This is a genomic window from Amycolatopsis sp. 2-15 (assembly GCF_030285625.1).
Lineage (GTDB): Bacteria > Actinomycetota > Actinomycetes > Mycobacteriales > Pseudonocardiaceae > Amycolatopsis > Amycolatopsis carbonis.
Window position 1 is genome coordinate 8221283 of the sequence record NZ_CP127294.1, and the last position, 14104, is coordinate 8235386.

General features: G+C 71.0%; 13 protein-coding genes. 6 read left to right on the forward strand and 7 right to left on the reverse strand.

Features of this window, described 5'->3' with window-relative positions; all coding sequences use genetic code 11:
• Positions 1-145: 145 nt before the first annotated feature.
• Complete coding sequence (locus QRX50_RS40690) at positions 146-1183, forward strand: phenylacetaldoxime dehydratase family protein (protein ID WP_285968402.1); 1038 nt, start codon at positions 146-148, stop codon at positions 1181-1183.
• Positions 1184-1232: 49 nt separating this feature from the next.
• Here the strand turns inward: QRX50_RS40690 and QRX50_RS40695 are convergent, their stop codons facing one another.
• The 3 genes from QRX50_RS40695 to QRX50_RS40705 all read right to left on the reverse strand — a co-directional run bounded on the left by QRX50_RS40695 (position 1233) and on the right by QRX50_RS40705 (position 4178).
• Entirely contained in the window at positions 1233-2183 is a 951-nt protein-coding gene (locus QRX50_RS40695; protein WP_285974683.1) for a metal-dependent hydrolase family protein, read from the reverse strand.
• 318 nt (positions 2184-2501) lie between these two features.
• Positions 2502-3263 carry an alpha/beta fold hydrolase gene (locus QRX50_RS40700; protein WP_285968403.1) on the reverse strand — a complete coding sequence of 254 codons (762 nt, stop codon included), beginning with the start codon at positions 3261-3263 and terminating at the stop codon, positions 2502-2504.
• Positions 3264-3287: 24 nt separating this feature from the next.
• On the reverse strand, positions 3288-4178 hold the full coding sequence (locus QRX50_RS40705) for a fumarylacetoacetate hydrolase family protein (RefSeq protein ID WP_285968404.1): 891 nt from the start codon (positions 4176-4178) through the stop codon (positions 3288-3290).
• A 148-nt stretch (positions 4179-4326) separates the two neighbouring features.
• Here QRX50_RS40705 and QRX50_RS40710 point away from each other — a divergent pair, with 148 nt between their 5' ends.
• The 3 genes from QRX50_RS40710 to QRX50_RS40720 all read left to right on the forward strand — a co-directional run bounded on the left by QRX50_RS40710 (position 4327) and on the right by QRX50_RS40720 (position 8303).
• On the forward strand, positions 4327-4989 hold the full coding sequence (locus QRX50_RS40710) for a FadR/GntR family transcriptional regulator (protein ID WP_285968405.1): 663 nt from the start codon (positions 4327-4329) through the stop codon (positions 4987-4989).
• Between the two features lie 89 nt (positions 4990-5078).
• Positions 5079-6596: a catalase gene (locus QRX50_RS40715; protein WP_285968406.1), complete on the forward strand. Its 1518-nt coding sequence runs from the start codon at positions 5079-5081 to the stop codon at positions 6594-6596.
• Positions 6597-6683: 87 nt separating this feature from the next.
• Entirely contained in the window at positions 6684-8303 is a 1620-nt protein-coding gene (locus QRX50_RS40720) for an ABC-F family ATP-binding cassette domain-containing protein (protein WP_285968407.1), read from the forward strand.
• A gap of 346 nt (positions 8304-8649) precedes the next feature.
• Here the strand turns inward: QRX50_RS40720 and QRX50_RS40725 are convergent, their stop codons facing one another.
• Complete coding sequence (locus QRX50_RS40725; RefSeq protein WP_285968408.1) at positions 8650-9045, reverse strand: hypothetical protein; 396 nt, start codon at positions 9043-9045, stop codon at positions 8650-8652.
• A 122-nt stretch (positions 9046-9167) separates the two neighbouring features.
• Between QRX50_RS40725 and QRX50_RS40730 the strand changes: the two genes are divergently transcribed.
• On the forward strand, positions 9168-9425 hold the full coding sequence (locus QRX50_RS40730) for a hypothetical protein (RefSeq protein WP_285968409.1): 258 nt from the start codon (positions 9168-9170) through the stop codon (positions 9423-9425).
• Positions 9426-9599: 174 nt separating this feature from the next.
• On the opposite strand, the gene QRX50_RS40735 is transcribed toward QRX50_RS40730, so the two are convergent.
• The 3 genes from QRX50_RS40735 to QRX50_RS40745 are packed head-to-tail and all read right to left on the reverse strand — an operon-like array spanning position 9600 to position 13083.
• A complete protein-coding gene (locus QRX50_RS40735; protein ID WP_285968410.1) occupies positions 9600-10769 on the reverse strand; it encodes an amidase in 1170 nt (389 codons plus the stop codon).
• A complete protein-coding gene (locus tag QRX50_RS40740) occupies positions 10766-12580 on the reverse strand; it encodes a hydantoinase B/oxoprolinase family protein (protein ID WP_285968411.1) in 1815 nt (604 codons plus the stop codon). Before QRX50_RS40740 ends, QRX50_RS40735 begins: the two co-directional genes overlap by 4 nt.
• Positions 12577-13083, reverse strand: a complete 507-nt coding sequence (locus QRX50_RS40745; protein WP_285968412.1) for a hydantoinase/oxoprolinase family protein — start codon at positions 13081-13083, stop codon at positions 12577-12579. The genes QRX50_RS40740 and QRX50_RS40745 overlap by 4 nt, the downstream gene beginning before the upstream one ends.
• 94 nt (positions 13084-13177) lie before the next feature.
• On the opposite strand from QRX50_RS40745, the gene QRX50_RS40750 reads away from it, so the two are divergent.
• Positions 13178-14098, forward strand: a complete 921-nt coding sequence (locus QRX50_RS40750; protein WP_285968413.1) for an MmgE/PrpD family protein — start codon at positions 13178-13180, stop codon at positions 14096-14098.
• Positions 14099-14104 lie beyond the last annotated feature (6 nt).

Below are 14104 nucleotides of genomic sequence, written 5' to 3' on the forward strand. Positions count from 1 at the left end.
GAATCGCACGTGCGCTGTGCAGCAACTCTCAGTGCGCTGTGAAGCACGTCACAGGTGGCCCCCGTGCCTACGTTCGGTCGGCAACAACCGGCACCACGTTCCCCGGAGGCCACCATGACCCACCACGAAACGGCGGGGTGACGCCGTGGAATCCTCGATCGCCGAGCACTTGCGCGTCGAGCGGGTCCACCCGCGCCGCAAGCCGGACAGCTTCCACCCGCCCTACCCGTCGTTCTCCGCGCGCTTCGACCCCGCCGTCGACCAGGTGGTGATGGCCTACCTCGGTGTTCAGTACCGAACACCGGAGCCACCGCCGGTGGTGCTCGCCGCACTCGCGGAGCTCGACACCGCACACTCGGGCGAACACGCGCCCGACCACCACGACCGGGCGCGGTTCGTGGACGAAGCCGGCTACGCGACCGTGCTCACCACCTTCTACTGGACCGACCCCGCCGGGTACGACCGCTGGACGAAGGCCCGCGAAGCGTGGACCGGCCCGCAGCACCGGTCCCCCGACGCCGGGTTCTTCAGCGAGGTCGTGCGCCCCACCGTGCGGCGGTTCGAGACGCTGTTCTCCAGCGACCGCACCGAAGGCGTGTCCGTGGCCGCCGGCGAGCTCAGCGGCGAGATCCACGAACACGGCTACTGGGGCGGGGCCCGCGACCGGCTGCCGGTCGCGCAGACCGACCGGCTCGAACCCGGCACCCGGCCGACCGCGGAGACCGATGCGGAGACCGGCGTCGTCACGGTGCGGCCGCAGGGAAACCTGTGCCTCATCCGCTCCGGGCAGGAGTGGACCGAAACCGAGGGCGACGAACGCGAAATGTACCTCGGCGACGTGGAACCCGTGCTGCGCGCGGGCATGGAGTTCCTGCGCGACGACGGGCTCGGCATCGGCTGCTACGCCAACCGGTACGTGCGCGTCACCGACGAAACCGGTGCCGAGACGGACAAGAGCTGCGGGATGAGCTGGTGGCACAGCCTCGCCGACCTCGAGGCATGGGCCGAATCGCACCCGACCCACGTCGCGATCTTCCGCGCCGCCATGAAGTACCTGTCCACGCACGCGCCGGCGGCGCGGCTGCGGCTCTACCACGAGGTCACCGTGACCGACGCCGACGAGCAGGAGTTCCGCTACCTCGGCTGCCACGACCGCACCGGCCTGCTGCGCGCGGTCCGGTGAGGGTCCCCGGTGCGCCGCCCCCGGCCCGGGCGGCGCACCGCGGACGGCGTCAGGCCGGGTCTTTGTGGAACCGGCCGTCCTTCATGATGGCGTGGAGCTTTTCCTTGTCCTGCAACACGGTGATGTCGGCGAGCGGGTCGCCGTCCACGAGCAGCAGGTCGGCGAGGTACCCGGGCTGGACCTTGCCGAGCTCGTCGCCGCGCAGCATGATCTCGCCGCCCTGCGCGGTGGCGGCGAGAATGGCCTCCATGGGGGTGAACTCGAAGCGCTCGACGAAGTGCTGCAGGTCGCGCGCGTAGGTGCCGTGCGGGGTCCAGGCGAAGCCGTAGTCACCGCCGGGCAGCACGCGGATGCCGCGCCGGTGCATCTCGATCATCGCCGCCGTCGCCTTCTCCAGCTCGCGCTTGTAGCCGACGGCTTCGGCCGCTTCCTGCGGGAACCCGAAGTCCGCGGCTTCGTAGAGCGTCGCGATGAGCCAGTTGACGCCTGGTGCCACGAAGACCCAGTCTTTGGCCTGTTCCAGCAGATCCATGCCCTCGGGGTCGGTGAAGCTGGCGTGGTAGACGATGTCGACGCCGTGGCGCACGCACATCTTCACGCTCTCGGCGCTGCGCGCGTGGGCGCACACCCGCTTGCCCCGCCGGTGCGCCTCGGTGACGGCCATCGCCACCTCCTCGTCGGACATGTAGGTGTCCTCGGCGCGCTGCGTGCCGGTGATCTCCTCGCCGGTCATCGACAGCTTGATCTGGTCGACGCCGATCTCGATGAGGCGCCGCACGGCCTTGCGCATCTCGTCGGGGCCGTCGGCGAACCAGGTGATGCCCTTCACGAGCTCCCCGCCCGTCACGGCGATCTCGGGCCCGTTGGCCAGGTAGCGCGGGCCGGGGATCCGCCCGGCGTTGATCGCGTCGCGGCACACGACGTCGAGCCGGTCCTTCGCCGACGCGGCGCCCAGGCACATCGTGTAGCCGGAGTCCAGATAGGACTTGGCCGACTCCACGGCGAACAACAGGTCTCCTCCACCGGCAAGGCGGCCAGCCCGTCGAGGTCGGCGCTGTTGTTCCAGGTGAAGTGGGTGTGGGCGTCGCACAGCCCGGACATCAGCGTGCGGCCGCGGCCCTCGACCACCCGGGAGCCCTCGGTGGCGGCCGGTTCGACGGTGCCGACGGCGGTGATGCGGTCGTGGTCCACGAGCACGTCGCCCCGATAGGGCAGCGCGCCCGTGGAGTCCAGAATGGACACGTCGCGGAACAGGGTCTTGTCGGCGGTGAGCGGCACGGTGGTTCCTCCTCGTCCTTGAGGCGCGAAAACGGTGTGGTTACAGGAACTTCAGCAGCATCGAGGTGACGTCGGCGGCGGCTTCGAGCGCGGTCCAGTGCCCGACGCCCGGCAGCACCTCCACGTTCGCGCTCCCGTGGGCGGCGGCGAGCGCCTCGCTCACGGCGGGCGGGCCGACCCTGTCTTCGGCGCCGGTGATCAGCAGCAGCGGCAGCGCGGGGTCGACGGGCCCGGGGTCGGTCGCGGCCGCGAGCGCCTCGCAGTTGCGCGCGTAACCCTCGGCGTCCTGGCGCATCACGAGCTCTCGCACGAACGCCGCCACCTCGGGCTTGTCGCGGCGGGTTGCTTCGGACAACGCGTTGGCGACCACGCCCGGGGCCACGGCCGCGGTGCCTTCCGCGCGCAGCAGGGCCGCGCGGTCGTGCTGGGCCTTGCGCCCGGCCTCGGGCGGCTCCGCGACGGCACCGAGCAGCGCGAGCGCGGTCACCTTGTCCCGGTGACGGGCCGCGAAACTGCGGGCGACGAGCGTGCCCATCGAGTGCCCGACCACGGCCGCGGACGCGACGCCGACCTGGTCGAGCACGGCGGCCAGGTCATCGGCGTGCGACTCGATGCCGATGCCTTCACGCAGGCCGGAGCGCCCGGCGCCCGCGGAGTCGACGCGGATCACCTGGTGGCTCGAGGCCAGCGCGTCGGCCTGGACCTGGTAGAAGTTGCCGGTGCCGCCGAGGCCGTGCACCAGCAGCACGGCGGGACCGCTGCCTTCGACCTCGACCGCGAGGTCCGTTCCGTTGATCTTCATGCGGGTTCCTTTCGGTGCGGGGGTTCAGGCGACCTGGTTGCGCAGCACGCCGAGACCGGTGATGGCCACCTCGACGACGTCGCCGCTCGCCAGGAACTTCGGCGGGTCGAAGCCGATGCCGACGCCCGCGGGCGTGCCGGTGGCGATCACGTCGCCGGGCAGCAGCGTGAGGCCGGCCGAGAGGGTGGCGATCAGCTCGGGGATGTCGAAGATGAGGTCCTTGACCAGGGCGTGCTGGCGGCGTTCGCCGTTGACGGCGGTTTCGAGCTCCAGCGCGGTGACGTCGGGGATCTCGTCGGCGGTCACCGCGTACGGGCCCATCGGGCAATGTGTGTCGAGCGATTTGCCGAGCAGCCACTGGCGGTGGTCGCGCTGCAGGTCGCGGGCGGTGACGTCGTCGAGGATCGTGTAGCCCCAGACGTGCGCCGCCGCGGCCTCCCGGGTGATGCCGCGGCCACCGCGGCCGATGATCACGGCGAGCTCGCCCTCGTAGTCGAGCTCGGAGGTGAGGCCGGCATGCGGGTCGATGTCGTCGCCGGGGCCGATCACGGCCGTGGTGGCCTTGGAGAACAGGATCGGCCGGTCCGGCAGGTCTTCCGAGCGGTCCGGGCTGTCGTAGCCGCTGCGGCCGAACTCCGCGGCGTGCTCGCGGTAGTTCTTGCCGACGCAGAAGATGTTGCGCCGCGGCGCGGGGAACGGCGCGCGGAGCCGCACGTCGGCGAGGGGTACCGGCGTGCGGTCCGCGGCCTGGTCGGTGAGGATGGCCCCGACCTCGCCCCAGCGTTCGACGGCGCCGAGGAGCGTTCCGCCCGGCACGAGATCGGTGACGTCCTGGACCGCGCTGTCGCCGGTCACGACCCCGACGCGGTCGGCGTTCCCGGTGGAGTTCCCGGTGGAGAAGGTCACCAGCTTCATGTGAGACCAATCTGAACCAATATGAACCAATACGGACGTGATCGACCGTACGCGTCTCGATACCCGTTGTCGATATGCAGGATTTATTCTGGTCACGGCTACGCTGATTGGTCTCGATTGGTCTCAAGTCGTCCGGTAGAGTACGCCCATGACCACGGTGGAACACGCCCTGCGCGCGCTGCTCGACGAAGGCGCGGCCGACGGCAGCCTCGGCCCGGGCGCCAAGCTGCCCACCGAGCGCGACCTCGTGCAGCGGCTTTCCGCGCCCCGCAGTGCCGTGCGGCGCGCGCTGGATTCGCTGGAGCGCGACGGGCTCGTGATCCGACACGTCGGGCGGGGCACGTTCCTCACCGACGTCGCGGCACAGCACGTCGAGCCCGCTCCCGCGGACACGAGCCCGGCCGAGATCATGCAGGTGCGCCAGCTGCTGGAACCGCAGGTCGCGACGCTGGCCGCGCGGGTGGCGACGCAGGCGGACCTCGACCGGATCGGGGCCGCGCTCGGCGCGGGCGCGGCGGCCGGGGACTTCGAAGGCTTCGAACGCGCGGACGCCGGGCTGCATCGCGCGATCGCCGTCGCGGCCCACAACGGGTTGCTGATGAACATGTTCGACGTGATGAACACCGCGCGCTCACTGCCGGTGTGGGGCAGCCTCAAACGGCGCACGTCCACGCCGGAGCTGCGGTCGTGTTACCACGACGAACATACGTCGATCGTCGAAGCCCTGTGCGACCGGGACCCGGTGAGCGCCGGCGAACACATGCGGCGCCATCTCCACCACGTGGCCGACACCCTGCTGGGGCGCGACTGAGTTCTCACCTGACTTGAGTTCTCACGTGTGAGTCGTTGTGCGTCGGGTACCCGCCTCGTGTTCGAATCCCACCACGAGGAGATGGCGAAATGACGCAGACGGAACGGACGACCACCGACGCCGGCATTCCGGTGGAAAGCGACGAACATTCGCTCACCGTGGGCCCGGGCGGACCGATCCTGCTGCAGGACCACTACCTCATCGAGCAGATGGCGCAGTTCAACCGCGAACGCGTGCCCGAGCGCCAGCCGCACGCCAAGGGCAGCGGCGCGTTCGGCCGGTTCGAGGTGACGGCCGACGTCAGCCCGTACACGAAGGCCGCGGTGTTCCAGCCGGGCACGAAAACGGAGATGGTGGCGCGGTTCTCGACGGTCGCCGGCGAGCGCGGCAGCCCCGACACGTGGCGCGATCCGCGCGGGTTCGCGCTGAAGTTCTACACGAGCGAAGGCGTGTACGACATGGTCGGCAACAACACGCCGGTGTTCTTCGTGAAGGACCCGTTGAAGTTCCAGCACTTCATCCGTTCGCAGAAACGCCGGGCGGACAACAACCTGCGCGACCACGACATGCAGTGGGACTTCTGGACGCTGTCCCCCGAGTCGGCGCATCAGGTGACGTGGCTGATGGGCGACCGCGGTGTTCCGCGCACGTGGCGGCACATGAACGGTTACAGTTCACACACGTATCTGTGGGTGAACGCACAAGGCGAACGGTTCTGGGTGAAGTACCACTTCAAAACCGACCAGGGCCTGGAGTTCTTCACACAGGACGAGGCCGATCAGATGGCCTCGGCGGACACCGACTACCACACGCGCGACCTGTTCGAGGCCATCGCGCGCGGCGACCACCCGAGCTGGACGCTCTACGTGCAGGTGATGCCGTTCGACGACGCCGCGGACTACCGGTTCAACCCGTTCGACCTCACCAAGGTGTGGCCGCACGGCGACTACCCGCTGATCGAGGTCGGCCGCATGACGCTCGACCACAACCCCACCGACCACCACGCCGAGATCGAACAGGCGGCGTTCGAGCCCAACAACCTCGTGCCCGGCATCGGGCCGAGCCCGGACCGGATGCTGCTGGGCCGGCTGTTCGCCTACGCCGACGCGCACCGCTACCGCATCGGGCCGAACTACAAGCAGCTGCCGGTGAACGCGTCGAAGTCGCCGGTGCATAGCTACAGCAAGGACGGCGCGATGCGCTACACCAAGGTGTCCGACCCGGTGTACGCGCCGAACTCGAAGGGCGGCCCGAGCGCCGACGTCGAGCGCTACGGCACCCCGGCCGGCTGGTACGCCGACGGCGAGATCACGCGCGCGGCCTACGTCGACCACTCCGAGGACGACGACTGGGGCCAGGCGGGCACGATGGTGCGCGAGGTCCTCGACGACGCGGCGCGGGAACGTCTGGTTTCCAACATCGTCGGTCACTTGCTGAACGGGGTGAGTGAGCCGGTGCTGCAGCGGGCGTTCGAATATTGGCACAACGTGGACAAGGACCTCGGTGACCGCATCGAGTCCGGCGTACGCGCGAAGGCCGACGAGAAGGACCCGAAGGCGGCGGAGCAGGGCAACCCGGCACGCACCGATATGCAGCGGAAGGCGTGAGTCCGTCCACTTCGGACTTTCGGCAGCCACAGGGCCCGGCGGTAAATCGGACGGTGTCCGCCGGGCCCGCCGGTAGAGTGCGCGTCCATGGGTCACCTGGAGGTCGCGCACCTCGACTACTCACTGCCCGACGGGCGGCCGCTGCTCGGTGATGTGTCGTTCCGGGTCTCCGACGGTGCCGTCGTCGCGCTGGTCGGCCCCAACGGCGCCGGGAAGACGACGCTGCTGCGCCTGCTCTCCGGTGAGCTGAAGCCACACGGCGGCACGGTGACGGTGTCCGGCGGGCTGGGCGTGATGGGTCAGTTCGTCGGCTCGGTCCGCGACGAGCGCACCGTGCGCGACCTGCTCGTGTCGGTGTCGCCCGAGCGCATCCGCACGGCCGCGGCGGCGGTGGACGCGACCGAGGAACGGCTGCTGACCGTCGACGACGAGGCCGCGCAGATGAAGTACGCGCAGGCGCTGAGCGACTGGGCGGAGGTGCGCGGCTACGAGTCGGAGACGACCTGGGACGTGTGCACCACGGCGGCGCTCGGCGTGCCGTACGAGAAAGCGCAGTGGCGGCTGGTGCGCACGTTGAGCGGTGGCGAGCAGAAGCGGCTCGTGCTGGAGGCGCTGCTGCGCGGCCCGGACGAGGTGTTGCTGCTCGACGAGCCCGACAATTACCTCGACGTGCCCGGCAAACGCTGGCTCGAGGCGCGCTTGGCGGAGACGCGCAAGACGGTGCTGTTCGTCTCGCACGACCGCGAGCTGCTCGCGCGGGCGGCGAAGAAGATCGTGAGCGTGGAACCCGGCCCGGGCGGCAGCGACGCCTGGGTGCACGGCGGCGGGTTCGCCACCTACCACGCGGCGCGCGACGATCGCTTCGCCCGCTACGAAGAGCTGACGCGGCGTTGGGCCGAGAAGTACGCGCAGCTCAAGAAGCTCGTGCTCGACATGCAGCAGTACGCCGCCCGCAGCGACGAGATGGCGTCCCGCTACAAGGCCGCGAAGACCCGGCTGCGCAAGTTCGAGGAGGCCGGCCCGCCGCCGGAGCCGCCGCGCCGGCAGGACATCCGCATGCGGCTGCGCGGCGGACGCACCGGCCTGCGCGCCGTGACGTGCGAGAACCTGGAACTCACCGGCCTGATGAAACCGTTCTCGCTGGAGATCTTCTTCGGCGAACGCGTGGCCGTGCTCGGCTCCAACGGCTCCGGCAAGTCGCACTTCCTCCGCCTGCTCGCCGGCGGCGACGTCGCGCACACCGGCCTGTGGAAGACCGGCGCCCGCGTGGTGCCCGGCCACTTCGCCCAGACGCACGCCCACCCCGAGCTCACCGGCCGCACCCTGGTCGACATCCTCTGGACCACCCATGCCAAGGACCGCGGCGGCGCCATGGCCGTGCTGCGGCGCTACGAGCTCGAACGCCAGGGTGACCAGCCCTTCGACCGCCTGTCGGGCGGCCAGCAGGCCCGCTTCCAGATCCTGCTCCTGGAACTCGGCGGCGCCACCGCCCTGCTCCTGGACGAGCCGACGGACAACCTGGACCTCGAATCGGCCGAAGCCCTCCAGGCCGGCTTGGAAGTCTACGAAGGCACCGTCCTCGCGGTCACCCACGACCGCTGGTTCGCGCGCACTTTCGACCGCTACCTGGTGTTCGGCTCCGACGGCGTGGTGCGCGAAACCCCGGAACCGGTCTGGGACGAACGGCGGGTGGAACGGGCCCGCTGATCAGCGTGGCAGCGGCGCGGGTCCGGCGCCGAGGCCAAGCGGCCGACGCGGCAGCGACCCGTGGTGCGGTCCTGCCGAACCGCGGGGGCAAAGGCGATCGCCGGGCGGGGGCAGCGCCAGTTGCGCGAGGCACGAGACCGAACCAGGCGCGGCGCACCGGCAGCCAGCTCGCCGACCGGACGAACGGCGGGTGGAACGGGCCCGCTGATCAGCGTCGCAAAAGGCGACCGCCGGGCAGGGTAGACCGAGCTTCGCTGGTCGCGAGACCGAACCGAGGGCGCGGCACCGAGGCCCAGGCCCGCGGCTCCGGCCACACCCGCGCTACGGCGAGTGCAACGGGCCCTGATCAGCGTGGCAGCGGCAGAGCCAGCTCAGCGCGCGTCACCGAGATCGAGCCCAGCGTGTGGGACCACCAGGTCGACGCGAGTTCCTCCAGGAGGAAGCGGCCTTCGACGCGGTCCGGGGACATCGCGGTGGTGTGGGGTTCGTCGGGTTCGTCGCGTTCGACGTCGATGCGCAGGCGGGGCGGGTGGGCGGCCAGGCCGAGGCGCAGGGCGCGGAAGGAGGCGCCGTCGCGGGTGGCGTCGGTGACGAGCTCGTCCATGAGCTGCACGGCGTCGCCGACCACAGGGGCGGGCACGTGGGCCAGCATGGCCCTCAGCGTGACCCGCGCGGCTTCCGCGGTGTCCGGGCCGTTGAACACGGCCGTGGCGGCGCCGGGCGGCCGTGAGTCCTCCGTCATGGTGGTGCCCCTCCCCTGTCGGGCGATGATCGAGCGCAGTGCAGGTACCCAGAGCCTCCAGGGTTCAACCGTCCGAGTTAAGACGCGGCCATATGCTGGAACGGACGACCGGAGGTGAGCAGGTGCCCGACAAGCCACGAAGCACCTGGTCAGCCGCGGAAAAGGCCGCTTACCGGGAGTTCGTGCGCACCCACCACCCCGACGCGGGCGGTGATGCGGAGGCGTTCCGGGAGGGGCTGGCGCGGTTCCACCAGGTGGACAAACCCGCCAGGCAGCCCGCGTCCAGGCAGGCCGAGTCCGTGAGCTTCGTCGTGCGCAGGCGCGGGCTGACGCGGGTGCTCGCCGCCCATCGCAGGCGTAGGCGGACCCGCGTGCGCTGAACCGCACCGACGCCGGAGGCGCGGTCCCGCCGGCTGTATTACTCAACCGGCGAGACCTGGGGCTCGACAGCCGGGCCCTGCCGCCGATGCCATGGGAACCGGATAGACGCCATTACCAGCCCGTAAACATCGGGTCCGCGAAAAGTCCACCACCGGCCACAGTGGACTCCCGCGTCACCGCAGCGGGCCGCGCGCCCGTTCGAAGGCGTCCGCCGCCCGCAGCAGCACGTTTTCCCGCCACGGCGCCGCGCTGAGCTGCACGCCCACCGGCATCCCGGACGCCGGATGCACTCCGCCCGGCACACTCAGCGACGGCCCGCCGTACGCCGACCACGCGTAGGTGAACCGGGCGATCTCCCGCGTCGACGCCGCGAGGTCCAGCCCCTCGCGCAGCGGCACGTCCACCGGGATCGTCGGGGTCAGGACCACGTCGACCTCGGTGAACACCGAGTCCACCCGCGTCCGGAACCCGGTGAGCCACGTCCGCGCCGCCGCCGTCCGCGCCGGAGGCACCTCGAGCCCGAGCAGGAGCCGCCGCCGGACGTCGGGATCGATGCGCTCCGGCGCGTCGCGCAGCCGGGCCGCGTGCACGGCCGCCGCCTCCGGGTACATCACGTCGAGCATCCGCCCCTGCGCCTCCGCGGCCGACGGCACCTCGACCGGCACCACCTGCGCGCCGAGCCCACGGAACACCTCCACGGCCGCGAGCAGCACCGAAGCCACGCCGGGATCGACGCCGACGGCGAAGAACCCGCCCGCCACACCGATCCGCGGCAGGACACCCGACCCGAGCACCGGCTCCTCCCCGGTGAGCGCCGCCAGCGCCGCCGCGGCCGTGCGGACGTCGCGCGCCATCGGCGTCACCGTGTCGAACGACGAGCTCACCGGCAGCACGCCGCGGTTGGAAACCCGGCCGAGCGTCGGCCGCACGCCCACGACGCCGTTCACCGACGCGGGGATCCGGCCCGAACCGCCGGTGTCGGTGCCCAGCGACACGTCCGACAGCCCCGCCGCGACGGCCACCGCCGAGCCGCTGCTGGATCCGCCGGCGATGCGCGCCGGGTCCCACGCGTTGAGGCAATCGCCGAACGCGGCGTTGCGGCCGGTCGCGCCCATGGCGAACTCCGCCAGGTTGGTCTTGCCCACCACCGCGTACCCGGCTTCGCGCAGCGACCGCACGACGTCGGCATCGGCCTCGGCCGGACCGGTGGCGAAGGACGCGGAACCGGCGGTCGTCGGCACACCCGCGACATCGATGTTGTCCTTCACCGTCGCGGTCGGGCCATCAGCCGGGCCTGGGAGCTCGGTGATGAGCGCCCGCAACCGCCGCGTCTCCACCGTCATCCGCCTGTCCGCGCCCCGCGCACGCGGGCCGTCGCCTCCTCGTCGAGCGCCAGCGTCCGCGCGTCGAGCACCACGCCGTAGTGCTCGCGGGCGTCGGCGGCCGAGAGGTAGTCGTCGAGCACGTCCTCGCGCACGTCGCGCGCGTCCCGCTCGAACGGGTCGCCGTAGCCGCCGCCGGAGGGCAGCTTGATCTCCAGCGTGTCACCCGCGGCGCACTTCTCCTGCGTCACCTTCGAGTACAGCAGCTCCTCACGCTCGGTGCCCGCGTTGCGCACGAACGACCCCGCGACGCCGTCGTGCCCGCCCGCGAGACCCCGCGGCGGGTCGGTGCGGTTGTCCGCCTCCGAGCCGATGAAGGTGTCGGTGAGCATCTTCCACTTGCGGATGCTGCCGATGCCCCCGCGGTACCGGCCGGGCGCGGGCGGCTCGTCGCGCAGCTCGTAACGCTCCGCGAGCATCGCGTGGTTGAGCTCGAGCTCCTCGATGGGGTTGTTGCGGGTGTTGGCCATCAGCGCGTCGACGCAGTCGAGGCCGTCCTTGCCGTTGCGCGCGCCGTAGGAGCCCTCGTTGATCTCGATGTAGACCCAGTACGACTGCCCGTCGGCGGCCAGGCCGGAGTACGCGATCGCGCACAGCGCGGCCGACGAACCCGCGACGGCCCGGTCCGGCAGCACGTCGGCCAGCGCCAGGTTGATCGAGTCGAAGATCCGGTTGATCTGCGAGAACCGCGCGAAGCACGACGCCGGGAAGTCCGGGTTGAACAGCGTGCCCTCCGGCGCGTACGCCTTCGCCGGGCGGAAGCAGCCGTCGTTCTGCGGCACGAACTCCTCGGTGAGCGCCTCGTCGAGCAGCAGCGTGCGCACGGCGGACGCGACGGTCGGCAGCACCGAACCCTCGAACGGCACGTTGAACGCGGTCGGCACCTGCCCGTGGGAACCGGTGAGGTCGACGACGATGTCGCTGCCCTCGACCTTCACCGTCACCGCAACCTTGAGCGGGATGTCGCGGTTCTTGCCGTCGTCGTCCAAAAAGGACAGCGGGGCTTCGTAGCTGCCGTCGGGGATCTCCTGGATCCGGCGGCGCAGCATGTCCTCGGAGTAGTCCATCCACTTGTCCGCCGCGGACATCACCACGTCGAGGCCGTAGCGCTCCAGCAGTTCGAGGAACCGCTTCTCCCCCAGCCGCGCGCACGCGATGAGCGCTTCGAGGTCGCCCGCGTTCTGCTCGGGGGTGCGCACGTTGTCGAGGATGTGCTGGATGAGGGCTTCGTTGCGCACGCCGCCGTCGTAGATCTTCACCGCGTCCATGAGCTTGCCCTCGGCCCAGACGTCGACCACGTCCATGCACAGGCCGGGGAAGTTGCCGCCGATGTCGGACACGTGCCCGGTGCAGCCGGCGAAGCCGATGTGCTTGCCGCCGAAGAAGATCGGGATCATGATCCCGTAGTCCGGCGAGTGCGCCGCGCCGTGGTACGGGTGGTTGTGCAGCACCACGTCACCGGGCCGGTAGGTGCCGGCGAGCTTGCGGTTGATGCCACGGATGTAGGCCGGGATCGAGCCGCAGTGCATCGGCGTGGAGTCCGATTCGCACAGCTCGCGCCCGTTGGCGTCGAAGATGCCGGCGCCGAGGTCCTCCGATTCGCGGATGAGGCTGGAATACGCCATCCGGTAGAGGATCTGGGCCATCTCCTTGGCGATGGAGTTGAGCGCGCCGCCGATCACGCGCAGGGTGATCGGGTCGACGTCGACGGTCGTGAAGTCGCCGGGGGCGACTCCGGCGAGCGAAACGCCGGCGGGGTCGAGAGCGGTCACGGCTGGCCTCCTTCGATGGCTCGGCCGGGCTGGGCCGCGGCGGTGTCGATGACAAGGTGGCCCACGCGGTCGACGGTGGCGCGCTGACCGGGGCCGATGATGGTCGTGGAGTCGAACTGCTCGACGATCGCGGGACCTTCGAGCACGTTGCCCGCCTTGAGCAGCGCGCGGTCGTAGACCAAGGTGGGGAACGGTGTGGCCTCACCGGCGCCGGACCAGAACACCGCGTCGGTGGTGGTCTTCACCGCGGCCGACGGGTCGGTGCCGCCCGCCTCGACGTCGGCCAGCGGCACGTGCCCGACCTTGCCCACGGCGGTCACCCGCACGTTCACCAGGTGAACGGGTTTGTCGTCGAACCGCTGCAGATATGTTCGTTCGTGAACATCGTGGAACGCCGCGGCCGCGCGAGCCACCCAGCCGGCGTCGATCTCGCCGGACGGCGCGGGCACGCGCAGCTCGTAACCCTGGCCGATGTAGCGGCAGTCGAGGCTGCGTTCGATCACCACGTCCTCGGGCGCGAGACCGTCGGCGCCGAGCGCCCGCGTCGGGCTGGCGGCACACGGCGGTTTCCACGACGCGGGCTTCCACCCGACCGGTGTGGCCGGCGCGTTCGGCTCCGCCGTGGCGGCAGCGAAGCTCGGCGGTCTCGACGCCGCCGGGATCGCGGGCGCGCAGGAGATCGTGGGCTCGATGGCGTCGGGAATCCTGGAGTTCCTGGAGGACGGCGCGTGGACGAAACGCCTGCACCCGGGCTGGGCCGCGGCGTCGGGCCTGACCGCGGCGGCGTTCGCCCGCGCGGGCTGGCCGGGCCCGGGCCGGGTGTACGAGGGCCGATACGGTCTCTATGCCACACACCTGGGCGGTCGCTCCTGGGACCCCGACGCGCTGACCGCCGACCTCGGCTCCCGCTGGGAACTGCTCACGACGGGCGTGAAGCCCTACCCGAGCTGCCACTTCAGCCACGGCTTCGCCGACGCGTTGCTCGCCCTGCGCGCAGACGAGGGCTTCACGGCCGACGATGTCGAGCACATCCGCTGCCTCATCCACCCCACCGCCGCGGCGGCCGTCTTCGAGCCCGCCGAGCGCAAACGCCGCCCACGCGACCTGTACGACGCGAAGTTCAGCGTGCCCTACATCGCGGGCGCCTGCCTGACCCGTGGCCGGCTCACGTTGGCGGAGTTCACGCCGGCCTCGCTCGACGATCCGGCCATCCACACGGTCGCCGACCGGGTGGATTTCGCGGACGACCCGGAATCGCGGTTTCCGGAGGCGTATTCGGCCGCGGTGGAGGTCACGCTGCGGGACGGGCGCCGGTTGTTCCGGCGGGAACAGGTGAACCGCGGCCATGCCGAACGGCCACTGTCCGTTGAGGACATTTCAGCCAAGTACGCGGCGAACATGGCCCTCGTCGTGGACGACGCCACTGCGAAGCGGGTTCGCTCCGCAGTTTTGGCTCTGGGCACCGACGACACGACCCCGGCACGGGAGTTCGGGGAGGCTTGCTCGCGCGCGGAGTGAGGGCGG